19 protein-coding genes and 6 tRNA genes are annotated in these 26,837 nt (G+C 64.4%); 7 read left to right on the plus strand and 18 right to left on the minus strand.

Features of this window, described 5'->3' with window-relative positions; translation table 11 throughout:
* The first annotated feature begins 45 nt into the window (after positions 1–45).
* Genes ASC81_RS17050 through ASC81_RS17060 form a run of 3 tightly spaced genes read left to right on the plus strand, consistent with a single transcriptional unit; the run spans position 46 to position 3,843 of the window.
* Entirely contained in the window at positions 46–1,614 is a 1,569-nt protein-coding gene (locus tag ASC81_RS17050; RefSeq protein ID WP_056269455.1) for an ABC transporter substrate-binding protein, read from the plus strand.
* Positions 1,611–3,173 (plus strand): ABC transporter substrate-binding protein, encoded by a 1,563-nt coding sequence (locus ASC81_RS17055; RefSeq protein WP_056269458.1) that lies wholly within the window; start codon positions 1,611–1,613, stop codon positions 3,171–3,173. The genes ASC81_RS17050 and ASC81_RS17055 overlap by 4 nt, the downstream gene beginning before the upstream one ends.
* A gap of 19 nt (positions 3,174–3,192) precedes the next feature.
* Positions 3,193–3,843 carry a trimeric intracellular cation channel family protein gene (locus ASC81_RS17060; RefSeq protein ID WP_056269460.1) on the plus strand — a complete coding sequence of 217 codons (651 nt, stop codon included), beginning with the start codon at positions 3,193–3,195 and terminating at the stop codon, positions 3,841–3,843.
* Positions 3,844–3,864: 21 nt separating this feature from the next.
* On the opposite strand, the gene ASC81_RS17065 is transcribed toward ASC81_RS17060, so the two are convergent.
* The 5 genes from ASC81_RS17065 to ASC81_RS17085 form a co-directional block, all read right to left on the minus strand.
* On the minus strand, positions 3,865–5,586 hold the full coding sequence (locus ASC81_RS17065; protein ID WP_056269462.1) for a beta-1,3-glucanase family protein: 1,722 nt from the start codon (positions 5,584–5,586) through the stop codon (positions 3,865–3,867).
* A gap of 376 nt (positions 5,587–5,962) precedes the next feature.
* On the minus strand, positions 5,963–6,916 hold the full coding sequence (locus ASC81_RS17070; RefSeq protein WP_056269464.1) for a nitronate monooxygenase family protein: 954 nt from the start codon (positions 6,914–6,916) through the stop codon (positions 5,963–5,965).
* A gap of 11 nt (positions 6,917–6,927) precedes the next feature.
* Positions 6,928–8,715 (minus strand): acyl-CoA dehydrogenase, encoded by a 1,788-nt coding sequence (locus ASC81_RS17075; RefSeq protein ID WP_056269465.1) that lies wholly within the window; start codon positions 8,713–8,715, stop codon positions 6,928–6,930.
* Between the two features lie 78 nt (positions 8,716–8,793).
* Positions 8,794–9,726: an electron transfer flavoprotein subunit alpha/FixB family protein gene (locus ASC81_RS17080; protein ID WP_056269468.1), complete on the minus strand. Its 933-nt coding sequence runs from the start codon at positions 9,724–9,726 to the stop codon at positions 8,794–8,796.
* Positions 9,726–10,475: an electron transfer flavoprotein subunit beta/FixA family protein gene (locus ASC81_RS17085; protein ID WP_056269472.1), complete on the minus strand. Its 750-nt coding sequence runs from the start codon at positions 10,473–10,475 to the stop codon at positions 9,726–9,728. Before ASC81_RS17085 ends, ASC81_RS17080 begins: the two co-directional genes overlap by 1 nt.
* A gap of 172 nt (positions 10,476–10,647) precedes the next feature.
* Between ASC81_RS17085 and murI the strand changes: the two genes are divergently transcribed.
* Positions 10,648–11,469, plus strand: a complete 822-nt coding sequence (murI, locus tag ASC81_RS17090) for a glutamate racemase (protein WP_056269475.1) — start codon at positions 10,648–10,650, stop codon at positions 11,467–11,469.
* 24 nt (positions 11,470–11,493) lie between these two features.
* Here the strand turns inward: murI and ASC81_RS17095 are convergent.
* The 12 genes from ASC81_RS17095 to ASC81_RS17150 all read right to left on the minus strand — a co-directional run bounded on the left by ASC81_RS17095 (position 11,494) and on the right by ASC81_RS17150 (position 22,685).
* A tRNA-Leu gene (locus ASC81_RS17095) sits at positions 11,494–11,582 on the minus strand.
* A gap of 68 nt (positions 11,583–11,650) precedes the next feature.
* Positions 11,651–11,726, minus strand: a tRNA-Gly gene (locus tag ASC81_RS17100).
* A gap of 58 nt (positions 11,727–11,784) precedes the next feature.
* A tRNA-Gly gene (locus ASC81_RS17105) sits at positions 11,785–11,860 on the minus strand.
* Positions 11,861–11,871: 11 nt separating this feature from the next.
* Positions 11,872–11,945: transfer RNA gene (locus ASC81_RS17110), tRNA-Cys, on the minus strand.
* A 78-nt stretch (positions 11,946–12,023) separates the two neighbouring features.
* Positions 12,024–12,099: transfer RNA gene (locus tag ASC81_RS17115), tRNA-Gly, on the minus strand.
* A gap of 96 nt (positions 12,100–12,195) precedes the next feature.
* A complete protein-coding gene (gene lon, locus ASC81_RS17120; RefSeq protein ID WP_056269479.1) occupies positions 12,196–14,610 on the minus strand; it encodes an endopeptidase La in 2,415 nt (804 codons plus the stop codon).
* A gap of 59 nt (positions 14,611–14,669) precedes the next feature.
* Positions 14,670–15,941, minus strand: a complete 1,272-nt coding sequence (gene clpX / locus ASC81_RS17125) for an ATP-dependent Clp protease ATP-binding subunit ClpX (RefSeq protein WP_056269482.1) — start codon at positions 15,939–15,941, stop codon at positions 14,670–14,672.
* A gap of 132 nt (positions 15,942–16,073) precedes the next feature.
* Complete coding sequence (clpP, locus tag ASC81_RS17130) at positions 16,074–16,682, minus strand: ATP-dependent Clp endopeptidase proteolytic subunit ClpP (protein WP_056269486.1); 609 nt, start codon at positions 16,680–16,682, stop codon at positions 16,074–16,076.
* Positions 16,683–16,791: 109 nt separating this feature from the next.
* The gene (tig, locus tag ASC81_RS17135; protein ID WP_056269489.1) at positions 16,792–18,105 is read right to left on the minus strand and encodes a trigger factor; all 1,314 of its coding nucleotides are present in this window, start codon (positions 18,103–18,105) and stop codon (positions 16,792–16,794) included.
* A 32-nt stretch (positions 18,106–18,137) separates the two neighbouring features.
* Positions 18,138–18,224 (minus strand) — tRNA-Leu (locus ASC81_RS17140).
* A 134-nt stretch (positions 18,225–18,358) separates the two neighbouring features.
* Complete coding sequence (locus ASC81_RS17145) at positions 18,359–21,544, minus strand: efflux RND transporter permease subunit (RefSeq protein WP_056269491.1); 3,186 nt, start codon at positions 21,542–21,544, stop codon at positions 18,359–18,361.
* Between the two features lie 13 nt (positions 21,545–21,557).
* Positions 21,558–22,685: an efflux RND transporter periplasmic adaptor subunit gene (locus ASC81_RS17150; protein ID WP_056269494.1), complete on the minus strand. Its 1,128-nt coding sequence runs from the start codon at positions 22,683–22,685 to the stop codon at positions 21,558–21,560.
* Between ASC81_RS17150 and hpnC the strand changes: the two genes are divergently transcribed.
* Genes hpnC through hpnE form a run of 3 tightly spaced genes read left to right on the plus strand, consistent with a single transcriptional unit; the run spans position 22,684 to position 25,785 of the window.
* Complete coding sequence (gene hpnC / locus ASC81_RS17155; protein ID WP_082536594.1) at positions 22,684–23,655, plus strand: squalene synthase HpnC; 972 nt, start codon at positions 22,684–22,686, stop codon at positions 23,653–23,655. The two genes, ASC81_RS17150 and hpnC, sit on opposite strands and share 2 nt — an antisense overlap.
* A gap of 10 nt (positions 23,656–23,665) precedes the next feature.
* Positions 23,666–24,514 (plus strand): presqualene diphosphate synthase HpnD, encoded by an 849-nt coding sequence (gene hpnD / locus ASC81_RS17160; protein ID WP_056269498.1) that lies wholly within the window; start codon positions 23,666–23,668, stop codon positions 24,512–24,514.
* Positions 24,511–25,785, plus strand: coding sequence for a hydroxysqualene dehydroxylase HpnE (gene hpnE, locus ASC81_RS17165; RefSeq protein WP_056270016.1), 1,275 nt, complete (start codon positions 24,511–24,513; stop codon positions 25,783–25,785). Before hpnD ends, hpnE begins: the two co-directional genes overlap by 4 nt.
* Here hpnE and ASC81_RS17170 read toward each other — a convergent pair.
* Positions 25,725–26,807 (minus strand): TIGR03790 family protein, encoded by a 1,083-nt coding sequence (locus ASC81_RS17170; RefSeq protein WP_162245916.1) that lies wholly within the window; start codon positions 26,805–26,807, stop codon positions 25,725–25,727. The two genes, hpnE and ASC81_RS17170, sit on opposite strands and share 61 nt — an antisense overlap.
* Positions 26,808–26,837 lie beyond the last annotated feature (30 nt).

Raw genomic sequence — 26,837 nt, forward strand, 5'->3', positions numbered from 1 at the left:
GTCGCGTCTACTATTTTTGGCTTCTGCAGTCGTTAAGGAAGCCGCATGAAATCCGCTCTCCGAATCCTTCCCCTGCTCGCCGCGCTGACGCTGGGCGCGGCAACTGCCGCCCCGCTGCGCTGGGCCGCCCAGAACGACATCCTGACGCTGGACCCGCACTCGCAGGATCACAACACCTCCAACGCCATCGGCACCCACATTTACGAGGGCCTGACACGTCTGGGCAAGAACTACCGGCCCGAGCCGTCGTTGGCAACGCAGTGGACCTATGTCTCGCCGACCCAGGTGCGCTTTGAACTTCGCAAGGGCGTCAAGTTCCACGATGGCTCGCCTTTCACGGCGGACGATGTCGTCTTCAGCTTCGGTCGCATCACGCAGCCGCAGGGCACCAAGCAGACCTATGTGTCGGGCATCAAGGAGGTCAAGAAGATCGACGACCACACGGTCGAGCTGATCCTTGAAGCGCCGACGCCGATGCTGCTGCAGAACATCATCAGCTGGCCCATTATGAGCAAGGCGTGGTCGACCAAGAACAATGCCACCAACACGCAGGACTACAAGGCCAAGGAAGAGAACTTCGCGGCGCGCAACGCCAACGGCACCGGCCCCTACAAGCTGGTGAGCTGGCAGCCCGACCAGGCCGTCAAGATGGTCGCCAACAAGGACTGGTGGGAAAAGAACCCGAGCAATGTCACCGAGCTGACATACCTGCCGATCAAGTCGCCGCCCACACGCGTGGCAGCCCTGCTGTCGGGCGACGTGGACATCGTCACCGACCTGCCACCGCAGGACTTCTTCAGGCTCAAGGAGCAGGGCAAGGTCAAGCTGCTGGAGGGCGCGGAGATCCGCACCATCTTCTTCGTCATGGACCAGGGGAGCGAGGAGTTGCGCGAGTCCAGCGTGAAGGGCAAGAACCCGTTCAAGGACAAGCGTGTACGCGAGGCCATGAACCTGGCGCTGGACCGCGAGGCGATCAAGCGCAGCATCATGCGCGGCCTGTCGGTGCCGGGCGCGCTGATGATTCCGCCGGGCGTCAACGGCTACGACGCCGCACTGGACGCCCCGCCCAAGCCCGACCCGGAGAAGGCGCGCAAGCTGCTGGCCGAGGCCGGCTACCCACAGGGCTTCGAGCTGCCGCTGCATTGCCCCAACAACCGCTATGTCAACGACGAGCAGGTCTGCCAGGCTGCGGTCTCGATGTGGGCCAAGATCGGCGTCAAGCTGCGCCTGATCTCGGCGCCGTTCTCGACACACAGCCAGACCTTCCAGCGCGGCGAATCGCCCTTCTTCATGCTGGGCTGGGGCGTATCGACCTATGACGCCCTCTACGGCATGCAGGCCTGGGGCCACACGCGCACCCAAGGAGCCGATGGCAACTTCAACTTCGGCAAGGTCAGCGACGCGACACTGGACGGACTGATCCAGAAGATCAAGTTCGAGCCCGATGTGCCCAAGCGCAATGCGCTGATCCGGGAGGCGCTGCTGCGCATCCGCGACGAGGCGCTGTTCATTCCGGTCCACCACCAGATCCGCCCCTGGGCGATGAAGCCCGGTGTGGACACAATGCACCGCTCCAACGATTACTTCGAAGCCCGCTACACCACCATCAAATGAAGACACTCACCACCTTCGCCGCCCTGTTGCTGGCCGCCGGCATCGTCACTGCGAACCCGCTGCGCTGGGCCGCGCAGAACGACATCCAGACCCTCGACCCGCATTCGCAGAACCACTCCGCGACGACGACCATTCAGGGCTATGCCTACGAGGGCTTGACCCGCTACACCGAGAAGTTCGAAGTCGAGCCGGCGTTGGCCACGAAGTGGACGATGGTGACGCCGTCGCTGGTGCGCTTCGAGTTGCGCAAGGGTGTCAAGTTCCATGACGGCTCGCCCTTCACGGCAGACGACGTGCTCTTCAGTCTGCAGCGCATCAAGCACCCGGCCAGCAACATGATCATCTACGCCTCCGGCATCAAGGAAGTGAAGAAGGTCGACAGCCACACGGTGGACTTCGTTCTCGACGGCCCCAACCCTGTGCTGACGCGCAACCTGACCTATGTGCGCATCATCAGCAAGGCCTGGGCGATGAAGAACCGCTCCGAGAACCCGCAGGACTTCAAGGCCAAGGAAGACACCTATGCCTCGCGCAATGCGATGGGTACTGGGCCGTTCAAGATCACGAGTTGGACGCCCGATCAGAAGGTCACGATGGTGGCCAACAAGGACTGGTGGGACAAGCCCACGGGCAATGTCAGCGAGGTGACCTACCTGCCCATCAAGTCGGACGCGACACGCGTGGCCGCGCTGCTGTCTGGTGCCCTCGACCTGCTGACCGACTTGCCACCCCAGGACGTCGCCAAGCTCAAAGCCGACCCGCGGCTGAAGGTTATCGAAGGGCCGGAGAACCGCACCATCTTCTTCGCGCTTGACATCGGCAGCGACGAGATCAAGGGCGCCAGCGTGAAGGGCAAGAACCCGTTCAAGGACAAGCGCGTTCGCGAAGCGCTGTCGCTGGCCATCGACCGCGAAGCGATCAAGCGCAGCCTGATGCGCGGCCTGTCCATCCCCGCGGCCGTCATGGTGGCGCCGGTGGCCTATGGCTGGTCCGCCGACCTCGACGTGGTGGCCAAGCCCGACGTCGCGCGCGCCAAGCAGTTGATGACCGAGGCGGGCTACGCCGAAGGCTTCGAGGTGCCTCTGGCCTGCCCGAACGACCGCTACGTCAACGACGAGGAGATCTGCCAGGCGGTGGTGTCGATGTGGGCGCGGATCGGCGTGAAGGCCAAGCTGCAGACGCAGCCGATGACCCAGCATTCGGTCGCGCTGCAGCGCTTCGACCTGCCGCTCTACATGTACGGCTGGGGCGTGACCACGTTTGACGCGCAGTACACCCTGCAAGACATCGTGCACACCAAGACCTCGGGCGCCGACGGCAAGGGCAACTACTCACGCGTCAGTGACGCAAAGGTGGACGCCCTCGTGCAGCAGATGAAGGTCGAGACGGACGCGACCAAGCGCCTGGCGCAGATGCAGGAGGCGCTCAAGCGCACCCGCGACGAGTTCCTCTTCATCCCCATCCACCACCAGGTGCGGCCGTGGGCGATGAAGGCCGGCGTGACCATTCCGCACTCGGCCAACGATGCACCGCAGGCGCGTTGGGCAACCGTGAAGTGAACGGTGAAATGATGCGGGAGTGAACCCTCCCGCCCTGAACTTCTCGACGCTGCAATCCGTCGTCGAGATTGCCGCCACCCTCGCCTTCGCGCTTTCCGGCCTGCTGGCCGGGGCGCGCAAGCAGCTCGATGTCGTCGGACTGTGCGTGGTGGCCGGCCTGTCGGCCTTTGGCGGCGGCACGCTGCGCGATGTGCTGCTGGACCGGCGACCCTTCTTCTGGGCTGAGCACGCAGATTGGCTGTGGGCGCTGATGGCCCTGTGTTTTGCCGCCATGCTTTTCATGCGCGGGCGCCATCTGGCACTGACCGAAAAGGCCATCCAATGGCCCGACGCGTTGGGGCTCGGGCTTTTCACGGCCAACGGCGCCCAGCTCGCGCTTGACATGGGCCAGCCGCCGATCGTCGCGGTGCTGATGGGCGTGATCACAGCCACCTTCGGCGGCGTGCTGCGTGACATCGTCTGCAACGAGATCCCGGCCGCCTTCCACGACCACCGGCCCTATGCGTTGTGCAGCTTTGCCGGCGGCTGGGTGCTGGTCGCCGCCGCGCACCTGCAGGCGCCGCAATGGGCCGCCATAACTGCAGCGGCCGCGACCGCAATGCTGCTGCGCGGCCTGGCACTGTGGACGGGATGGACCCTGCCGGCCTGGCGCATCAACAGCAAGCGTTGATGCGCCGGCCGAGCTGGGCGCTTACCAGCCGATGGTGTACGTCACCGTCGTCGGCGCCGACGTATGGATGGATGGGCTGAAGTCACCCACGTCGTCGTACGCAAAGCCATAGGCCTTCTTGTTGATGCTGTGGTCGTGCCAGAACTTGGAGTACCAGTTGCTGGCCAAGCCTGCCGGGTGGTGCGCCGTCTGCACGTACCAGTTGGCCGGTTGCTCGACGACGCGGCGATTCAGCGCCGCGCAGAGCTGCGCCTGGATCTGCAGCTGGGTGCCAGTGTTGGTCGGGTTGCCGCTCGCGTCTGCCAGCAGGCCGGCGCCAAGCAGCACCATGGCGGTGTCGGGCTTGCCATTGATGTAGAAGGTGCCGGCCGGTGAGCCGCCGGTGAAGACGAAGCGGTCACCGCTGATGCGGCCACGGAAGGTGCCGAGGTTCTGCAGCGTGAAGACGAGGTCTTCGTTGCGGTAGCGGGCCCAGACTGCGTCGATGTAGGGCTGCAAATAGTTGGCGTTGGCCTGGCCGGGCTTGAACGTCGCATGGGCCGGCGCAATGATGCGGTAGGGCGCATGGGGCGCCTGGGCCAGCGAGCGGAACTGCGCAGGCGTTTCGGCCTGGAAGCGGCTGAAGAGCTGGTCGCGCGTCTCGTTCAACGCTTCACCCACCGTTTGGTCGAATCCACCCAGACCTTGCACGCGCAGCTTCAGCGGGAAGCCGAAGTGGTCCACGCGGGTGGTGTTGATGAAGATGCCCTGGTTGGCATGGCCCTGCGGCAGGATGGCCATCTCACCGAAGTCGAAGTAGACGTCGATGTTGGGGTCGCTAGGGTTCTCGATGTTGGCGCCGGCGTAGCCGACGTTGCCATTGCCGTCGACGACGACGCGGATGTACATCGGCGAGCCGACGGACAGCATGATGCGCGCCGAGTCCAGCGCCGGGATGGTGACCGAGCGCGTGCTGCTGAGGCGATGGAAGTAGTTGCTGTAGGTGACGCCACCCTTGCTCAGCGCGCCGTTGTCCGCGGTGGACATGGGGATGAGATTGCCCGAGGCGTCCACGCGCACGAAGCGGCCCGTGGCCCAGTCGCGGCCAATGATGGCCCAGTAGACCTGGTCGTCGGCCCAGCGGCCGTTTGTCTGGTTGACGATGTTGAACGTCGTGCGGCCGTTCCAGGTGCCAGAGCCGGTGTTGGTGCCGACACGGTAGGACGAGGTCAGGTCGTTGAAGCCGCGATTGACGAGGTTCGGTTCGTTCGCCGTCAGCACCAGCGAGCCGCCGCCATAGCTGATGTCGTTGTACAGCGTTGCCTGGTAACCGGCCTGCACGCGCACGGAGGACACGCGGTCGTTCCAGGCAGCGCCGATCCAGCTTGAATCCACATTGCCGCAGAAGCTGGCGCCGGTGTAGTTCACGTCCGCATAGAAGCAGACCGGCCCAGTCGCCGTGCTGCTGCCAACGGTGTGGCTGAACCGCGGCGTGTCGTAGGCCGCCGTGCCGTTGTTGTAGGTGAACCAGTAGCCAATGACGTTGCCGCTGACGACGGTGATCTTCTGCTCATGGCGACCGTTGGCCGCAGTCATACGGACGTTTTGCTGCGGGCCGTTGTTGACGGTGTAGTGGACGTCGACCCACGTGGTCGACACATTGGATTTAAACCAGAGGGTGGCTGTGCTGCCGCTGACTTCCACGCCGTGTGTGTAGTCCTGGGCCAGCGCCGGTGTGGTGCCGAGCAGGCCAAGAGCCAGCAACCAACAAGCGCCCAACAGGCGCAAGCAACGCAAAACAAGATTCACCTTTGTCTCCTTTGCCCGCTCGTCGTGAGGATCGGCGGGTCGTTCGGGTCCCAACGCTGGAAGGGCGGAATGGCCCATCCCTGGCGGGCGGCTCGACTGCGAAAACCTACTGCGCTCCCCCGGCAGGCAGCCGCTGCGAGGGTCAGGTAGCAGCCAAAAGCAATTGAAAGCGCTTTCAGCATTTGATGAATCGTCCCGGGGCCAGCAAGAAAGCGGTTTCATGGATAACCCGTGCGAGACGTTTTCATGAGTCGCCCGCTTCTGGGACAGGAAACTCACAAAAGGAAACGGCCGCCTTGCGGGCGGCCGTTTAGCGCTGCTCGCTAACCGATCAAGTGAGCGAGAGTCGGGCCCGAGCTGCCGCGTACTCACGTTTGAGACGGGCGATCAATTGAGCGGCGGGTAGCACCTCGCGCACTGCACCAATGCCCTGCCCGCTGCCCCATATTTCCTTCCAGGCCTTTGCCGCGCCGCCGCCAAAGTTCATGGCGCTCGGGTCGCTCTCCGGCAGCTTGTCCGGGTCCATGCCGGCCGCCACGATAGAGCCGCGCAGGTAGTTGCCGTGGACGCCGGTGAAGAGGTTGCTGTAGACGATGTCGTCGCTGTTGCTGGCGACGATCATCTGCTTGTACTCGTCGCTCGCCCGCGCTTCGTCGGTGGCGATGAAGGCGGAGCCGATGTAGGCCAGGTCGGCACCCATCGCCTGTGCCGCCAGGACGGCGTCGCCGGTCGCCATCGAGCCGGACAGCGCCACCGGGCCATCGAACCACTCGCGGATCTCCTGGATCAGCGCAAACGGGCTCTTGACGCCTGCGTGGCCGCCAGCACCTGCCGCGACGGCGATCAGGCCGTCAGCGCCCTTCTCGATGGCCTTGCGCGCAAACTTGTTGTTGATGATGTCGTGCAACACGATGCCGCCCCAGGCATGAACCGAGGCGTTCACGTCCTCGCGCGCCCCCAGCGACGTGATGACGATGGGCACCTTGTACTTGGCGCAGACCTGCATGTCGTGCTCGAGGCGCTCATTGCTCTTGTGCACGATCTGGTTGATGGCAAAGGGCGCGGCCGGCTTGTCCGGGTTGTTGCGGTTGTAGGCCGCCAGCGTCTCCGTGATTTCAGCCAGCCATTCGTCGAGCAGTTCGGCGGGCCGCGCGTTCAACGCCGGCATCGAGCCGACGATGCCCGCCTTGCACTGCTCAATGACGAGCTTGGGATTGCTGATGATGAAGAGCGGCGAGCCGATGACGGGCAGCGGCAGGTTCTTCAGGATGGAAGGCAGGGCCAAATTGAACTCCGTCAGAAAGCTTCGAGGCTGAGGGCGGTGACGCTGTCCGCGCCGTCGACGATGGCCGCACGCAGCGACCCCGTGCGTGGCAGGATGTGCTCGGCGTAGAAGCGCGCGGTCGTGATCTTGGCGGCCATGAATTCCTTGTCAGTCGCCAAGGCGTCTTCCGCGGCCATCAGCGCACGCGCCAACTGCCAGCCAGCCACCAGGTTGCCGGCCAACATCAGGTAAGGCACCGAGCCGGCATAGGCCGCGTTTGGATTGCTCTTCGCTGAGCCTGCGATGTAGTCGACGACGGTGAGGAAGTCCTCGCGCGAAGTGCGCAGCGACTTCAGCACGGCGCGCGCCGCCACGCTGTCGCGCTTGGCCAGCTCACGTTCCGTCACCTCGATCTGGCCGGCAATGCCACGCGCCAGTTGGCCGCCGTCACGCGCCGTCTTGCGGCCGACCAGGTCGTTGGCCTGGATGGCCGTCGTGCCTTCATAGATCGTCAGGATCTTGGCGTCCCGGTAGTACTGCGCCGCGCCGGTCTCCTCGATGAAGCCCATGCCGCCATGTACTTGCACGCCGAGTGATGTGACCTCCAGGCTCATCTCCGTGCTGTAGCCCTTCACCAGCGGCACCATGAAGTCGTAGAAGGCCTGGTTCTGCTTGCGCGCGTCTGCGTCGGGATGGTGATGGGCCGCGTCGAAAGCCGCTGCCGCTGTGCTCGCCATCGCGCGGCAGCCTTCGGTCAGCGCGCGCATCGTCATCAGCATGCGACGCACGTCGGGGTGATGAATGATGGCTGCGCTGCCCGCCACAGAACCATCAACCGGACGCGACTGCACGCGGTCTTTCGCGTAAGCCACCGCCTTCTGATAGGCGCGGTCCGCCACCGCGATGCCCTGCAAGCCCACGCCGTAGCGGGCCGCGTTCATCATGATGAACATGTACTCGAGGCCGCGATTTTCCTGGCCGATCAGCGTGCCGATTGCACCGCCGTGGTCGCCGAACTGCAACACCGCTGTCGGACTGGCCTTGATGCCCATCTTGTGTTCAATGGACACGCAGTGAGCGTCATTGCGAGCGCCAAGGCTGCCATCCGCGTTGACAAGGAACTTGGGCACCAGGAACAGGCTGATGCCCTTCACGCCCTCGGGTGCGCCCACAACGCGGGCCAGCACGAGGTGGACGATGTTCTCGGCCATGTCGTGCTCGCCATAGGTGATGAAGATCTTGGTGCCAAAGATCTTGTGGGTGCCGTCACCCTGCGGCTCGGCACGCGTGCGCACCAGGGCGAGGTCGGAGCCGGCCTGCGGTTCGGTGAGGTTCATCGTGCCGGTCCACGAGCCGTCCAGCAGCTTGGGGATGTAGACGGCGCGCTGCTCCTCGGTGCCTGCCGTCAGCAGCGCCTCGACTGCGCCGTCGGTCAGCAGCGGGCAGAGCGCGAAACTCATGTTGGCCGCCTGCAGCATCTCGTTGCACGCCGCGGCAATGGTCTTGGGTGCGCCCTGCCCGCCGAAGGCCGTGGGGTGCTGCAAGCCTTGCCAGCCGCCTTCGGCGTAGGCACGGAATGCTTGCTTGAAGCCAGGCGTTGTCGTGACGACGCCGTCTTTCCACGACGACGGGTTCTTGTCACCCTCAAAGTTCAGCGGCGCGATGACGTCTTCCGTCAGCTTGGCGCATTCCTCCAGCACGGCGGCCGCGGTGTCCAGGCCAAAGTCGGCAAATGCAGGGACTTGCCCCGTTAGCGACTCCAACGCCGCGAGGTGCTGGATGTTGAAGAGCATGTCCTTGAGGGGAGCTTGGTAACTCATTTGTTCCTCCTTGCAGAAACAAAAAGGGCGCCGCGACGACGAAGGTCGGGGCGCCCGGTGTGGTCAGCGTGCGGCGGTTTACAGCGCGGCGACGAGTTCCGGCACGGCCGTGAACAAGTCGGCTTCCAGGCCGTAATCGGCCACCGAGAAGATCGGCGCTTCCGCGTCCTTGTTGATCGCGACGATGACCTTGGAGTCCTTCATGCCGGCCAGGTGCTGGATGGCACCCGAGATGCCGGCGGCAATGTAGAGCTGCGGCGCGACGATCTTGCCGGTCTGGCCCACCTGCCAGTCGTTGGGCGCGTAGCCAGCGTCGACAGCTGCGCGCGAAGCACCGAGGGCGGCGCCGAGCTTGTCGGCCAGCGGTGTCAGGACTTCCATGAACTTGTCGCTGCTGCCCAGCGCACGGCCACCGGACACGATGATCTTGGCAGCGGTCAGTTCGGGACGGTCGCTCTTGGTCACCTCACGGCCGACGAAGCTGCTCTTGCCGCTGTCGGCAGACGCCGCCACGGTTTCCACGGCGGCGGAGCCACCCGTGGCAGCAGCAGGATCGAAGCCCGTGGTGCGCACGGTCAGTACCTTGGTCGCATCGCTGCTCTGCACCGTCGCAATGGCGTTGCCTGCATAGATGGGACGCTCGAAGGTGTCGGCGCTGATCACCTTGGTCACGTCGCTCAGCTGGGCCACATCCAGCAGCGCCGCGACGCGCGGCGCAACGTTCTTGCCCGCAGCAGTCGCCGGGAAGAGGATGTGGCTGTAGCCAGAGGCCAGGGCCACGACCTGCGCGGCGACGTTCTCGGCAAGGCCTTCGGCCAGCGCGGCCGAGTCGGCCTGCAGGACCTTGGCAACGCCGGCGATTTGCGCAGCAGCTGCCGCAGCGGCTCCGGCGTTCTGGCCAGCGACCAGCACATGCACATCACCGCCCAGCGCGACGGCGGCGCTGACGGTGTTGAGGGTTGCGCCCTTGATCGAGGCGTTGTCGTGTTCAGCAATAACCAGGGCAGTCATCAGATCACCTTCGCTTCAGTCTTCAGTTTGTTCACCAGGGTGGCCACATCGGGCACCTTGACGCCCGCACCGCGCTTGGGCGGCTCGCTGACCTTGAGCGTCTTGATGCGAGGCGCGACATCCACGCCCAGGTCAGCCGGCTTGACGATGTCGAGCTGCTTCTTCTTGGCCTTCATGATGTTGGGCAAGGTGACGTAGCGCGGCTCATTCAGGCGCAGGTCGGTCGTCACGACAGCCGGCAGGCTCAAGGACACCGTCTCCAGGCCACCGTCCACTTCGCGGGTGACATTCAGCTTATCGCCGGCCATCTCAACCTTGGAGGCGAATGTGCCCTGCGGCATGCCGGTGAGCGCGGCCAGCATCTGGCCTGTCTGGTTGCAATCGTCATCGATGGCCTGCTTGCCGAGGATGACCAGCTGCGGCTGCTCTTTGTCCACCAGCGCCTTCAGCAGCTTGGCGACGGCCAACGGCTGCAGCTCTTCGGTGGTTTCGACCAGGATGGCGCGGTCCGCGCCAATGGCCATCGCGGTGCGAAGCGTTTCCTGGCACTGCGTGACGCCGCAAGACACGGCGATGACCTCGGTCACCACGCCTTTCTCCTTCAAGCGCACGGCCTCTTCGACGGCGATCTCGTCGAAAGGGTTCATGGACATCTTCACGTTGGCGATGTCAACGCCCGTGCCATCGCTCTTGACGCGCACCTTGACGTTGTAGTCAACGACGCGTTTGACAGGAACCAAAACCTTCATCGGAAACTCCAGCTCGAATTGACGTAAACGTTAACCAGATTCTAAGGGTGCTCCCAGCGGGAGCTGCGCTTAAAAAAGCACGACCGTTCGATTCTAGCCAGACGCCCGCCGGGGTTGAAAAAACTCTTTCTGGAGAGGTCTCTCGAATCGCGAAGCTAGACTGCTCGCGCCCATGCAGACCGCCCCCCCTCCACGCCGCGAGATCGGCGTTTTCGATTCCGGCGTCGGCGGTTTCACCGTGCTGCGCGAGTTGCACGCCATGCTGCCGACCGCGCGACTGCGCTACCTCGCGGACACGGCCTATGCTCCTTACGGCGGCCGCAGTCCCGAGGAAATTCGCGCTCGCAGCTTTGCCATCACCGAGCACCTGATCGACTGCGGCGCCCATTTGATCGTCATCGCCTGCAATACGGCGACAGCGCACGCCATCGAGGCGCTGCGCGAACGCTGGCCCACTTTGCCTTTCGTTGGCACCGAGCCAGGCATCAAACCCGCTGTCGCCGCGACACGCAATGGGCGCATCGGCTTGCTGGCCACGCCGGCCACCGCAGCAAGCCTGCGGCTGCGCGCATTGATCGAGCGGCATGTGAACGGCAGTGAGGTGGTCGTACAAGGCTGCCCAGGTATCGTTGACCACATCGAGGCCGGTGACCTGGACAGCCCCGAACTGCGCGTTCTGGTTGAGGGTTACTGCGCGCCGCTGCACGCTGCTGGCGTAGACACGGCGCTGCTGGGCTGCACGCACTACCCGCTGATCGCGCCGCTTTGGCAAGCAGCCCTTGGCCCAGGCATACGGCTGCTGCGAATCGAAACGGCCGTCGCTCGCCGCGCAGCCGGGCTCTGGACGCCTGCGACTACCGATGAGGCGCATCTCGCCATCGAAACGAGCGGCAGCTCGGCTGCGCTGGAAGACTGGATGGCCGCTGTGCTCAACTGGCGGGGCCGGGATGTCAGCACCTGGCAGGCGGAAAACAGAACGGCCAGCAAATGCTGACCGTTTGAGCTGCTGACAAGCGTCTGGTGCGCGGGACGGGACTTGAACCCGTACGCCCCCTTCGAGGCGGCGGATTTTAAGTCCGCTGCGTTTACCGATTTCGCCACCCGCGCGGCGAGCCGGATTATCCGGTCCGCGAAAAAGAAAACGGGAGATCCGACTGATCGAATCTCCCGTGAATTGGAGCGGGTAACGAGGCTCGAACTCGTGACCTCAACCTTGGCAAGGTTGCGCTCTACCAACTGAGCTACACCCGCGCATTTCGACTAGCCCCGGTTGTGACACTTGGGCAAGACATCGGTGCGACCGATTTATTGGAGCGGGTAACGAGGCTCGAACTCGTGACCTCAACCTTGGCAAGGTTGCGCTCTACCAACTGAGCTACACCCGCATGGTGCTTTTTGGAGGCGCGATCCGGAGTCGAACCGGACTAACCGGATTTGCAATCCGGGGCATAACCGCTTTGCTATCGCGCCGCCGTAAACCCAAAATCAGAATCGTTTGGCGCGACCCTGACGGAAAAGGGAAGCCTGGGCTTCCCTTTCGGAAAATCATGGAGCGGGATAAGAGGCTCGAACTCTCGACCTATACCTTGGCAAGGTATCGCTCTACCAACTGAGCTAATCCCGCTTTGTTTCTCTAGCCAGCCAACTGTGCGGTTGCCTGTTTAGCGAAGCTGGCATTGTAATCCAGTTTTTTATCGACTGACAAGTCAGCGGCGCCGGCTCAGTGAGCAGCCACCGTTCCTTTGACAGTGCCGTCGTCCGGCTTCGCTGCAGTGACCCCGACTTCTTCATCGGGCAAAGGCGTGGGCATCGCTTCCAGCGCGACTTCAAGCACGCGCTCAATCCAGCGCACCGGCACGATCTCAAGCTGGTTCTTGACGTTCTCTGGGATGTCCTGCAGGTCCTTGACGTTTTCCTCCGGGATCATCACTGTCTTGATGCCGCCGCGATGGGCCGCCAGCAACTTCTCCTTCAGGCCGCCAATTGCCGTCACTTCACCGCGAAGCGTGATCTCGCCCGTCATCGCCACGTCTGCACGCACTGGAATGCCGGTCAGCGCGGAGACAAACGCCGTCGTCATCGCCGCTCCCGCACTGGGGCCGTCCTTGGGCGTGGCGCCATCGGGCACGTGGACGTGCACATCGCGCTTCTCGAAGACTTCATCCTTGATGCCCAGCCGGCGGGCACGCGAGCGAACCACAGTGCGCGCGGCTTCGACAGACTCCTTCATCACGTCGCCCAGTGAGCCGGTACGGATGATGTTGCCCTTGCCCGGCATTGCGGTCGCCTCGATGGTCAGCAGATCGCCACCCACCTCAGTCCAGGCCAGGCCTACCACCTGACCGACCTGGTTCTTCTTCTCAGCTCGGCCGAAGTCGTACTTGCGTACGCCCAGGAAGTCGTTGAGGTTGTCTTCGGTGACGGTCACCTTGCCGTCGTAAGTCTTGAGCTGGATGCCCTTGACGACCTTGCGGCAGACCTTTGACATCTCACGTTCGAGGGAACGAACACCAGCTTCACGCGTGTAGTAGCGGATGACGCCGCGGATAGCCGATTCGGTAACTTCCAGCTCCTCGTCCAGCACGCCATTGTTCTTGCGTTGCTTGGGCAGCAGGTAGGTCTGTGCGATGTTGACCTTCTCGTCCTCGGTATAGCCCGACAGGCGGATGACTTCCATGCGGTCCAGCAGAGCCGGCGGGATGTTCATCGAGTTCGAGGTGGCGACGAACATCACGTCGGACAGGTCGAAGTCGACCTCGACGTAGTGGTCGCCAAAGGTGTGGTTCTGCTCCGGGTCCAGCACTTCAAGAAGCGCCGAAGAAGGGTCGCCGCGGAAATCCATGCCCAGCTTGTCGATCTCGTCGAGCAGGAAAAGCGGGTTGCGCGTGCCGATCTTGGACAGGCTCTGGAGCACCTTGCCCGGCATGGAGCCGATGTAGGTGCGACGGTGGCCGCGGATCTCGGCCTCATCGCGCACGCCGCCCAGCGCCATGCGAATGAACTTGCGCCCCGTGGCGCGCGCCACGCTTTGGCCAAGCGAGGTCTTGCCGACGCCCGGAGGGCCGACCAAGCACAGGATGGGCGCCTTCACCTTGTCGACGCGCTGCTGAACCGCGAGATATTCAAGGATGCGGTCTTTAACCTTCTCAAGGCCGTAGTGGTCTTCGTTCAGCACGTCCTCGGCATTCTTGAGGTCGTGCTTGATCTTGGTCTTCTTGCTCCAAGGCAAATTGACCAGCGTGTCGATGTAGTTGCGCACCACCGTCGCTTCGGCAGACATGGGCGACATCAGCTTGAGCTTCTTCAGCTCGGCGTCGGCCTTCTTGCGCGCTTCCTTGGGCATGCGGGCCGCGAGAATCTTCTTCTCAAGCTCCTCCATGTCGGCGCCTTCTTCGCCGTCGCCAAGCTCCTTCTGGATGGCCTTGACCTGCTCGTTCAGGTAGTACTCGCGCTGGCTCTTCTCCATCTGGCGCTTGACGCGGCCACGGATGCGCTTCTCGACCTGAAGGATGTCGACTTCATGCTCGAGCAGGTCGAGCAGCTTCTCCAGGCGCTTGGCAACCTCCGCCAGATCCAGTACGGCTTGCTTGGCGTCGAGCTTGAGCGGCAGATGGGCAGCGATGGTGTCGGCGAGGCGGCCCGGGTCGTCAATGCCGCCGATCGACGTGAGGATCTCGGGCGGGATCTTCTTGTTGAGCTTGACGTACTGGTCGAACTGCTGCGTCACGGCGCGGCGCAGGGCTTCAACCTCAGGCTGATGCTCGGTCTCGGGCGGGATGGGCGTGACTTCCGCAACGAAGTGCTCGCCCGGATCGGTGATGGATAGGGTGGTCGCGCGCTGCAGGCCCTCAACCAGCACCTTCACGGTCCCGTCGGGCAGCTTGAGCATCTGCAGAATGCTGGAGACGCAGCCAACCTCGAACATATCTTCGGGCTTGGGCTCGTCCTTGCCGGCGGCCTTCTGGGCGACCAGCATGATCTGGCGGCCCGCTTCCATCGCGGCTTCGAGCGCCTTGATGGACTTCGGCCGGCCCACGAACAGCGGGATGACCATGTGCGGGAACACGACAACGTCACGCAGCGGCAGCAGCGGCAGCGTGATGGGGTCTGCGGGGAGGATGGGATGTCCGGACATGAAGACCTCTCTTTCTCAGGCCGATGTGCGGCCTGAGGGGGCGATTGCAAGTTGAGGGCTCAGGCGCTGGCCTTGGCTTGCTCGCGGTAGACAAGCAGAGGACGCGAGGATGCGTCCTCGATGTTGTGTTCGTCCAGCACGACCTTCTCCACGCCGTCGAGGGCGGGAAGGTCGAACATGGTGTCGATCAGCGCCTGCTCCATGATGGATCGCAGGCCGCGGGCGCCAGTCTTGCGAGCCAGCGCCTTGCGGGCGATGGCCGCGAGTGCCGGCTTGCGAATCTCTAGCTCGACGCCATCCATCTCGAAGAGCTGCTGGTATTGCTTGAGCAGTGCGTTCTTGGGCTCGGTCAGGATCTGCACCAGTGCGTCCTCCGACAGTTCACCCAGCGTGGCCACTACAGGCAGGCGGCCCACCAGCTCGGGAATCAAACCGAATTTGATGATGTCCTCAGGCTCGCACTCGCGGAAGACCTCGGAGACACGACGCTCGCTCTTGCTCTTCACCGTGGCGCCGAAGCCGATGCCGGACTTCTCGCTGCGGTTCTGGATCACCTTTTCCAGGCCGTCGAAGGCGCCGCCGCAGATAAACAGGATGTTGGTTGTGTCGATCTGCAGGAAGTCCTGGTTGGGGTGCTTGCGGCCGCCCTGCGGGGGTACTGAAGCCATCGTGCCTTCGACCAGCTTGAGCAGCGCCTGCTGTACACCTTCACCCGACACGTCCCGCGTGATGGATGGGTTGTCGGCCTTGCGCGAGATCTTGTCGATCTCGTCGATGTAGACGATGCCGCGCTGCGCACGCTCGACGTCGTAGTTGCAGTTCTGCAGCAGCTTCTGGATGATGTTCTCGACGTCCTCGCCGACATAGCCGGCCTCGGTCAGCGTCGTCGCATCGGCGATCACGAACGGCACGTTCAGAAGTCGCGCCAGCGTCTGCGCCAGCAACGTCTTGCCAGAGCCGGTCGGCCCGATCAGCAGGATGTTGCTCTTGGACAGCTCAACCGACTCCTTGCTGGCAGCCATGTGGCGCAGCCGCTTGTAGTGGTTGTAGACGGCCACCGCCAGCGTTCGCTTGGCGACATCCTGGCCGATGACGTATTGATCAAGGCTGGCCTTGATCTCGCTCGGTACGGGCAGGTCGGACTTGCCAGCGCGCGCGGCCGGCGCAGGCGCAGGAATCTCGTCACGAACGATGTCGTTGCACAGCTCAATGCATTCGTCGCAGATGAAGACCGACGGGCCAGCAATCAGCTTCTTGACCTCGTGCTGGCTCTTGCCGCAGAACGAGCAGTACAAAACTTTTTCGCTGGAGGTGCCTTTTTTTTCGGCCATGGGTCTGCTCGGGAATGCCAGGGGACAGGCGGGTGCCTGATTGATGATAGTCCAAACGGTCTCGGGGCCCTTGTGGGGATAAGGGCCCCGATTACGCTATGAATCCGGGGGCCAGTTACAGGCCCTCACGACTCAAGGCCGGTGTTCCAGTACCTGGTCGACCAAGCCGTAGTTCTTGGCTTCGGCCGCAGACATGAAGTAGTCGCGCTCCGTGTCGGACTGGATTTTCTCCAGGGTCTGGCCGGTGCGCTCGGCGAGGATGCGATTCAATGTCTCGCGAGTCTTCAGGATTTCACGCGCATGGATCTCGATATCGGTCGCCTGGCCCTGCGCGCCGCCCAGCGGCTGATGGATCATGACCTTGGCGTTAGGCAGCGAGAACCGCTTGCCCTTGGCGCCAGCGGCAAGCAAAAAGGCGCCCATGCTGGCGGCCATGCCCATGCAGAGGGTTGAGACCTCGGGTTTGATGAATTGCATGGTGTCAAAGATCGACATACCGGCCGATACGCTGCCGCCAGGGCTATTGATGTAGAGCGAGATTTCCTTGTCGGGGTTTTCGCTTTCCAGGAAAAGCATTTGAGCGACAACAAGGTTGGCCACGCCGTCGTTGACCGGACCGACCAGAAAGATGATTCGCTCGCGCAGCAGGCGTGAGTAGATGTCGTAGGCGCGCTCGCCACGACCAGACTGTTCGATGACCATGGGCACGAGGCCGAGATTGCTGGTGTCGAGAGCGCTCATTCAGATCCTTGAAGACAAAGCTTGTTCACTGTAATGGGGGCGAATTATCGCCACGCAAGTAAAAAGGCGCCGGCCTTGCGGCACGGCGCCTTCATGAGGCCAGGGGCTATCAGTTGCCGGTGGCCATCAGCTCGTCGAACGGCAGCGACTTGTCGGTTACCTTGGCGGTCGACAACACAAAGTCCGTGACGTTGTTCTCAACGACCACCGCCTCGACCTCGGCCATGCGCTCGCGGTCGGTGAGGTACCAACGCATGACTTCAGCGGGCTTTTCGTAGCTCTGCGACAGCTCTTCGATGTGCGCCTGCAACTGGGCCGGCTTGGCTTGAAGATTGTTCGTGCGCACCAGTTCGGCGACCACCAGGCCCAGGCGCACGCGGCGCTCGGCTTGCGGCTTGAAGATGTCGGCGGGGATCTCGGCCTTGTCGGCATCCTTGACGCCGCGCTTCTTCAAGTCCTCGCGCGCCTGACCGACCATGCGCTCGGCTTCACCCTGGACCAGGGCGTTGGGCACGTCCAGTTCGGAGACGGCCACCAAGGCGTCCATGACGGCGCCCTTGTTGCGTGCCAGCACGCGGAACTTCACCTCGCGCTCGAGGTTCTTCTTGATGTCTGAGCGCAGGCCTTCGACCGTCGCATCCTTGATGCCCAGGGACTTCGCGAAAGCCTCGTTCACTTCGGGCAAGTGCTGGGCTTCGATCTTCTTGACCGTGACGAGGAAATCGGCTTCCTTGCCGGCCACATCCTTGCCGTGATAGTCCTCGGGGAACTGCAGCGGGAAGGTTTTGGACTCGCCTGCCTTCATGCCGCGCACAGCTGCGTCGAACTGCTCCAGCATCTGGCCTTCGCCGATCAGGAACTGGAAAGCCTCGGCCTTGCCGCCGGCGAAAGTCTCGCCGTCGATCTTGCCTTCGAAGTCGATGGTGACGCGGTCACCGACCTGAGCCACATCCGCCGCAGGGCGCTGGGCGAAGCTGCGGCGCTGCTTGCGCAGGATCTCGACAGTCTTGTCGATGGCCTCCTCGGTCACTTCGCTGGTGACGCGCTCGACTTCAGCGCCGGCCAGGTCACCGATCTTGACTTCGGGGTAGACCTCGAAGGTCGCGTCGAAAGCCATCTGGCCTTCAGGCGCTTCATTCTTTTGCTCGATGCGCGGCATGCCCGCAACGCGGAGCTGCGCTTCGTTGGCTGCGGTGTTGAAGGCGGCGCCGAGCTTGTCGTTGACGACTTCGTATTGCACCGAGTAGCCGTAGCGCTGGGCAACGACATTCATCGGCACCTTGCCGGGGCGGAAGCCGTCGGCCTTGACGGTACGGGCCAGCTTCTTCAAGCGGGCTTCGACTTCGCTGCTGATGTCAGCGGCCGCAACGTGCAGGGTAATGCGGCGTTCCAGCTTTTCAAGGGTTTCGACGGTGACGGCCATGATTGGACTCGGGAACAGTTGAAGGACAGTGGTGGTGCGCGGGGCCGGACTCGAACCGGCACGCCCGTGAAGGCGTCAGGACCTAAACCTGGTGCGTCTACCAATTTCGCCACCCGCGCAATTCTTGGGTTGGGCCGCCACCACTTCAAAATGATGCGGCAGCCCCGTAGGCGATTCGGCAAACCGGCGATTGTAGCGATCTCGCGCGGCCTGCCCGCCGCCCCGGTCCGCGGATCGGCAAAACCCTGAGGAGTCAGCTCACAAGCGTTTCGCCGGCGTCATCGGGAAGTCGGCTGTGCATACGGCTATGTTCCTCCGGCCTTTGCACGCGGAACCATGCCGCGTACATCGCCGGCAAGGCCAGCAGCGTCAGCACCGTCGCCACGATGAGGCCGCCCATGATGGCCACCGCCATCGGCCCCCAGAACACGCTGCGCGACAGCGGGATCATGGCCAGCACGGCCGCCGCTGCTGTCAGCACGATGGGGCGGAAGCGCCGAACGGCCGACTCGACGATGGCCGACCAGTCCGGCACGCCTCGGGCGCGGTCCTGCTCGATCTGGTCGATGAGGATCACCGAGTTGCGCATGATCATGCCCATCAAGGCGATGACGCCCAGCAGCGCGACGAAGCCAAACGGCCGGTTCAACAGCAGCAGCGCGGCGGCTACGCCGGCGATACCCAGCGGGCCGGTCAGAAAGACCAGCATCGCGCGGCTGAAGCTCTGCAACTGCAGCATCAGCAGCGTGAAGGTGATGAACAGCATGATGGGCACGCCTGCGGCAATGGACCCCTGGCCTTTGCTGCTCTCTTCCACCGCGCCGGCGATCTCGATGCGATAACCCGTCGGCATCTTCTTCTGCAGCTCATCAAGCTCAGGCCACACCTCCTTGGTGACCGTCGCGCCTTGCAAGCCTTCCGCCACGTCGCCCTGCACGGTGACCGCGTAGTTGCGGCCCTCGCGCCACATGACGCCAGGTTCCCAGTCGAATTCCACCTTGGCGATCTGCGTCAGCGGAATCGATCGGCCAGAACTGGTGGGCAGATAGGCATTGCCGATATCGGTGATGAAGGCTCGTTCGTCCTGAGGCTGGCGCAGCACGATGTCGATGAGCTTGTCGGCCTCCCGGTACTGGCCGATGACGCTGCCCGACAGCAAGGTGCGCGCCGCCTGCGCCAGGCTCTGGCTGCTGACGCCCAGCGCCCGCGCCTTGTCCTGGTCGACTTTCAGGCGCAGCGTCTTGACGTTCTCGTTCCAGTTGTCGTTGACGCCACGCATGTTGGGATTGGTGCGCAGGATGTCCTTGGCCTGGTCGGCCCAGTCCCGAACGATCTTGGGGTCGGCACCGGTGACGCGGAACTGCACCGGATAGGGCACGGGCGGGCCATTGGGCAGCAGCTTCACGCGCCCGCGCGCCTCGGGGAACTCGTTGGCCAGTACGGTCGGCAGGCGTTTCCTGAGTTCCTCTCGCTCCTCCAGGCTCTTCGGCAGCAGGATGGATTGCGTGACATTGGACTGCGGAAAGATCTGGTCAAGCGGCAGATAGAAGCGGGGCACGCCGGATCCGATCCAACTGGTTACGCTGGCGATGCCGGGCTCCTTCAGCATGCGCGCCTCGAACCGCTTGGCCAAGGCCTCGGTCTCCTGGATGGTCGAGCCCTCTGGCAGCCACAGGTCGACCAGCACCTCGGGACGGCTGGAATCGGGGAAGAACTGCTGTTGCACCCGGCCCATGCCGAGGATGCCCAGAGCGAACACCAGCAGCGTGATGGCTATCGTCTTCCAGCGGTTCTCCACGCACCAGCGCACCAGGCCGCGGAAGCGGTTGTAGAACGGCGTGTCGAAGAGCTCGTGCACCTCACCGTCCGCGGCGGGTTTGCTCTTGAGCAGCAAGGCGCCCAGATAGGGCACGAAATAGACCGAGACGACCCAGGAGATGACCAACGAAGCAGCCGTCACCGCAAAGATCGCGAAGGTGTACTCGCCCACCGTCGACTTGGCCAGGCCGATGGGCAGGAAGCCAACCGCCGTGATCAGCGTCCCGGTCAGCATGGGCATCGCCGTCACGTCATAGGCGTAGGTGGCCGCGTGCATCTTGTCGTAGCCCTCTTCGAGCTTGCGAACCATCATCTCGACCGCAATGATGGCGTCGTCCACCAGCAGTCCTAACGCGATGATCAACGACCCTAGCGAGATCTTGTGCAAACCCACGCCCCAATAGAACATGGTCGTGAAGGTGATGGCCAGCACCAGCGGAATCGTGATACCGACGACCAGGCCGGGCCAGATGTCGATGCGCAGCGGTTTTGTATGCAGGCCCAGTGAGATGAAGCTGACCGCCAGCACGATGACGACAGCTTCGATCAGCACCCGCACGAATTCACCAACCGAGGTTGTCACGGCCTTGGGCTGGTCCTGGATCTGCTCCAGCTTGATGCCCAGCGGCAGTTCGCGGTCGATGGCCTTGAGCGCGGCATTCAGCGCCTTGCCCATCGCGATGATGTCGCCGCCCTTGGCCATGGACACGCCCAGAGCCAGCACTTCCTTGCCCTGGTGGCGCACCTTGGTGGCCGGCGGGTCGACGTAGGCCCGCTTGATCTCGGCGATGTCGCCGAGGCGCATCTGGCTTGCGACGCCGGTTTGCGGATTGACCGCGCGGATGGGCACTTCGGACAGCGCCTGCGCTGACGTGAACTGCCCCTGCACGCGAACCTGGAAGTTGGCGCTGCCCGCATTCAGCAGGCCCGCGCCCTCGACGGCGTTCTGGGCGCCGATCTGGTTGATGACCTGGCTGAAGTCCAGCCCGAGCTGGGCCAGGCGCTTCTGGGAAACCTCGATGAAGAGCTTTTCCGGCTGCACGCCGAAGATCTCGACCTTGGCCACGTCCTTCACCTGCAGCAGGGTCTGGCGCACGCGGTCAGCATGCTCGCGCAGCTCCTCGCGGCTGAAGCCGTCGGCCGACAGCGCATAGATCGAGCCATAGACGTCGCCGAACTCGTCATTGAAGACGGGGCCGAGCACGCCCTGCGGCAGCGTGCTGCGCATGTCGCTGATCTTCTTGCGCGTCTGGTACCAGAGGTCGGCGACCTCCTTGGGCGGCGTGTTGTCCTTGACCTGGAAGACGGTCAGCGACTCGCCGGGCTTGGTGTACGAGCGGATCTTGTCCGCGTGGTTCACTTCCTGCAGCGTCTTCTCGATCTTGTCGGTGACCTGGTCGGCCATCTGCTGGGCCGTCGCACCGGGCCAGAAGGCCTGGATGACCATGGCACGGAAGGTGAAAGGCGGGTCTTCGTCCTGGCCGAGCTGGAAATAGGCAACGAAGCCCATCAGCATCAGCACCACCATCAGGTAGCGCGTCAGGGCTGGATGTTCCAGCGCCCAGCGTGAGACGTTGAAGCCACCGCCGATGTCCGGCTGCTTGGTGAGGGGGGAATTCATGCGCGGCCCCGGCTCAGCGTGATGCGGCCACGGCGGGCGGCGCCGGCGGCGCGCTGGTGGTGCGTGGCGGCACGTAGCGTTTGACCTTCTGCCCCGGGCTGAGTACATGCACTCCCGCAACGACGACCTCCTGGCCGGGGTTGAGCCCGCCTGCGATGACGACCTCGTTGCCATCGGCACCGCCGATCTGCACGGGGACCGGCTTCACGGTCATCGATGGGCCGTCGAGCACCCAAACCGAGGTCTTGCCGCCCTGCTGCATCACGGCCGCCAGCGGCAGCTTGACGACACCGGCCGTCTGCGGCAAGTCCAGCACGACGGTGGCCGATTGGCCCAGCCGCACATCGAGCTTGCCGGCGTCAGCCTTGACGAGGAAGGTGCGCGTCACTGGGTCGGCCGCTGCAGCGACTTCGCGCAGCGTCAGGGGATAGGTCTGGTCGGCGCCCCAAAGCCGCACCTTCAGTGCGCCGGGCACGCCGGCTGCCGCTTTCACGCGGGCCACCTGATCCTCGGGCACAGAAAAGACGACGTCGCGCGGCCCGTCCAGCGCCACGCGCACGACCGGCGTACCGGCGGCCAAGACCTGCCCGGGCTCTGCGTCGACACCGGTCACGACGCCACCGCCGTCAGCAACAAGTTGGGCGTAACCAGCCTGGTTGCCTTGCACATCCGACTGGGCGCGGGCTTGTTCAAGCTGGGCTTGCGCCGCCTTGAAGGCCGAGTCACGCCGCTCCAGCTCGGCCGCGCTGATGAATCCCTGACGCTGCAGGTCGACGAAGCGCTTGTAGTCAGCGCCGGCCTGGTCTCGGTTGGTGCGCGCTGCCATGACGGCGGCGCTGGCGGCGGCCTCGGCCAGCCTCAAGTCCTGCGCATCGATGCGGGCCAATAGCTGGCCGGCCTTCACCGTGTCGCCGAGGTTCACCGGCCGGCTCAGCAGCTTGCCGTTAACGCGGAAGGACAGGCGTGATTCGACTCGCGCCTCGACCTCGGCCGCATACTCATGGCTGGCGTTTGCTGAGCTCGCGCTGACAAGCTGGGTTCGCACGGCGCGCTCCGGCTCGGGTGCGGCAGGCTGCTTACCGCAAGCCGAAAGCAGGACCGCCAACAACAGAGGCGGTGCGAGACGCAGAAGATGGGGCATGCAGACCTCGGCAGGGGTGAAGCGGCCGGTTAGGAAATTTAATGACCGGCGGGTCAGTAATGTATTCAGAGCCTGTGACAACTGTCAAACGCCGCATAACTTCACTGAAAAATCGCGACTTTGCAAGCGGAACTTGAGGCGAAGCTTGAGCGTCGACCACTACGAAAACTTCCCCGTCGCCTCCTGGCTTTGCCCGCCCGCTCTGCGTCCGGCGGTCGTTGCGATCTACCACTTCGCGCGCACGGCGGACGATATTGCCGACGAAGGGGACGCGAGTACAGCGGAGCGCCGACAAGCGCTGCAGGACTATCGCGCCGAACTTCAAGCCGCGGTGGCCGCCCAGCCGCCATCGCCGCGCTGGCAGCGCGTCTTCGCGCCGCTCGCGCGCGAGATGCATCGCTTGCAGCCGGCCCTGCTGCACGACCTGCTCGACGCCTTCGAACAAGACCTGGCGCCGCCGCGCTACCTTGACCATGACCATCTGCTGGACTACTGCCGCCGCTCGGCCAACCCGATCGGTCGGCTGCTGCTCGGGCTGTACGGCGTGACAGACGCCGTTTCACTGCGGCGCTCGGATGCGATCTGCTCAGCATTGCAGTTGATCAACTTCTGGCAGGACTTCACCCGCGACGGACCGAACGGCCGGCTCTATGTCCCTCAGCTCGACTTGGACCGCCATGGAGTCAGCGGTGACGACGTGTTGTCCTGCCGCGACAGCCCCGCCGCGCGCGCGCTGATCGCCGACCTCTGTGCCTGGGCGCGCGCGTTGATGCTCGACGGGGCGCCTCTTGCGCTGACCCTGCCCGGCCGCGCCGGCTGGGAGTTGCGCTTTGTCGTGCAGGGCGGCCTCGCCATTCTCGACAAGATATCTTCCCGCGGCCACGACAGCCTGCTGCACCGCCCTGCCCTGACCGCCTGGGACGCGCCGCGGCTGGCCTGGCGTGCGCTGACAATGCGCGCCAAAACATGAGCCCTGCGCTTTGACTCCCGAACAGTACGTCCAAGAGAAAGCCGCCGCGAGCGGTTCGAGCTTCTACTACGCCTTCCTTTTCCTGCCCCCGCCGCGGCGTGCGGCGATCACCGCCTTCTACGCCTTCTGCCGCGAGGTGGACGACGTCGTCGACGAGACCCAGGATGCCAGCGTCGCCGCGACCAAGCTGGCCTGGTGGCGCAAGGAGGTCGGCAGCGCCTTTGCCGGCCAGCCATCCCACCCGGTCATGAAGGCGCTGATGCCGCATGCGCCTACCTACGACATCCGCCTCGACCACCTGAACGCGGTCATCGAAGGTTGCGAGATGGACCTGCAGCAGACGCGCTACCTCGACTTCCCGGGCTTGGCACGCTATTGCCACCTGGTCGCCGGCGTCGTTGGCGAAGTGGCCAGCAGCATCTTTGGCCGCAACCAGCCGCAGACCATCGCCTACGCCCACAAGCTGGGTCTGGCAATGCAGCTCACCAACATCATTCGCGACGTCGGCGACGACGCCCGGCGTGGGCGCGTCTACCTGCCCGTGAACGAGCTGCAGCAGTTTGGCGTCAAGGCCAACGAGATCCTGCTGCGAAGCAAGCCGTGGGGCTACTCCGATCGCTTCACCGCGCTGATGAAGTTCCAGGCCGAGCGGGCGCACCAGCTCTACGACGAGGCCCTCGCCCTGCTGCCCGAGGGGGACCGCGCGGCACAGAAGCCCGGCCTGATGATGGCCAACATCTACCGCGCCCTGCTGGTCGAGATTGAGCGCGAGAACTTCCAGGTCCTGCACCAGCGCATTGCGCTGACGCCGCTGCGCAAGCTCTGGATCGCGATGAAGACCAATTGGCGCGGGCGGTGAAGGCAGCCATCGTTGGCGGCGGTTGGGCCGGCATTGCGGCAGCCGTGGCGCTCGCCGACGCTGGCCATGACATCACCCTCTTCGAGATGGCGCCGCAACTCGGCGGCCGCGCGCGCAGCGTCGTTGGTGAACCACCCTACGACAACGGCCAGCACATCCTCATCGGCGCCTACCGCGACAGCCTCGCGCTGATGCGCCGCCTTGGAGTCGATCCCCAGCAGGTGCTCAAGCGCCTGCCCCTCGCCCTGCCCTACCCGGGCGAACCCGGCCTGCGTCTACCACCCGGCTCACCCCTCGTTGCCTTCACGCGCGGCGTGCTCGCCCATCGCGGCTGGCCGTGGCCGGCGCGACTCGGTTTGTTGACGACGGCCGGCGGCTGGTTGACCCGGGGTTTTCGTTGCGACCCGCGCCTGAGCGTTGCCGAGTTGTGCGCCGGCCTGCCGACCGCAGTCAAGCGCGACCTCGTCGAGCCCTTGTGCGTGGCCGCGCTGAACACGCCGGCACCGCAGGCCAGCGCGCAAGTCTTCCTGCGCGTGCTGAAGGACGCACTCTTCAGCGGCGCCGGCAGTGCCGACCTGCTGCTGCCGCGTCGGCCGCTTTCTGATGTGCTCGCCGGGCCTGCGACGGCGTGGTTAGGTCCGCGCCTGCGGCTGGGTCGGCGGGTGCAAACCATCGAACGCGGCGGGCTTGTGGACGGCGAAAGCTTCGACGGCATCGTGCTCGCCTGCACGAGCGTCGAGGCGGCACGCTTGACCGCCGATGTCGCACCAGGGTGGTCCGCCGCGGCCCGTGCGCTCGGCTATGAGCCCATCATCACCGTCTACCTGAGCAGCCCCGGCAGCGCTATGCCTGCGCCGATGCTGGCACTGCGCGATGGACCCGATGCGCCTGCCCAGTTTGTCTTCGACCACGGCCAACTCGGGGGTGCTCCGGGCCGCTTCGCCTTCGTCGTCAGCGGCGCGGCGCCCTGGGTGGAACGCGGCGGCTGCGCCGAGGCGGTGCTGGCCCAGGCGCAGCGCGAACTGGCATGGGCCACGCCGCCGGTCATCGACAAGGTACTGACCGAAAAGCGCGCGACCTTCGCCTGCACGCCAGGTCTGGCCAGGCCACCGGCGCAGATCGCGCCGGACTTATGGGCCGCGGGCGACTACATCGACGGCCCTTACCCTGCCACGCTTGAAGGCGCCGTGCGCGCTGGCATTGCAGCGGCTCAAGGACTGGGCAAGGGCGCGAACGGCGCCGCCAGCGGCTCGCCGACAAAGACGCCCTGAGCGGGCCAGGCCACGCTGTGCCAATAGGCCTCCAGCGCGCTGACACCCTGTGCATAGGCCTGGATCAGCATCTGCGGGTGGGGAAACTTCTGCAGATGGTTGCAGGGCTCGCTGACTGCCCCATAGCTGGCGGTTGCACCGGCGTCGATCCAGTCGAGGATATTCATCTGACCTTCGCCGACGGGCTTGTCGAGCAGCCCCCCAGCAGACGTCAGATGGTCGGCCAGCGCGCCGGGCAACCATTCGCCCCCTAGCGGCGCGGGCACGCGGATCAAGCCGGTCTGGTAGATGAGGGTGCGACGCATCGGCGGCAGTGCATCGCTCCTGACGCGTTCGATTTCCAAGCCCGCCACACCGGGCACCGGGCCGGCCGGCGGGAACAGGCGCTCGCGGACGTTGCGAGCGGCATCGGGCGTTGTCGCGAGGTAGGCGATGGCCGGTTCAGGCGCGCCTGCGGCCAGCGAGTGATCCGAGGCCATACCGCGCTCGATCATGGCCATGGCCGCCGGCACCGAACGCGCGGCCAACTGCATCGTCGGGCGCACGCCGATGACCAGCCAGGGCTTGGCGCCGAAATAACTCGTGTACGGACTGATGCGCGTAGCCGCGCAGCTGTTGGCGCAAACATCGGGCTGCAGGCCGATGCCCAGGGCGCTGGTCAAAGAGTTGCATTCCACGGCATACGGCCGAACCCAGGCCAGCGCTAAGCCATGGACGTTCTCGGGCATGTGGGTGCGGATGGTCCGGTCCAGCGCGTTGAATTCCTCGCGCGTCAGGCTCGCCCGCGATGGCAGCTGCACCCGCAGGATTTGCTCGGGCGCGATACCCCTGCGCTTGGCGTAGTACTCGCCCACGGCGACCGAATAAGGGTCAGCCGTGTTGATGACGAGGCCCAGTTCATGGGACGTGATGCGGCCATACAGGCGCGGCACGCGCGACCAGCGGCTGTCCGCCGCGCTGGGGGCCGAAGCCGATTCCGCAGCCTGAACGCCGCCAGCGCAGGCCAAGAAAAGCAAGGCCAAGGCTTGCCATCTGCTGGAGCGCACTTTCGC

Origin of the sequence: Pelomonas sp. Root405, from assembly GCF_001425165.1 — a bacterium.
Classification (GTDB): domain Bacteria; phylum Pseudomonadota; class Gammaproteobacteria; order Burkholderiales; family Burkholderiaceae_C; genus Pelomonas.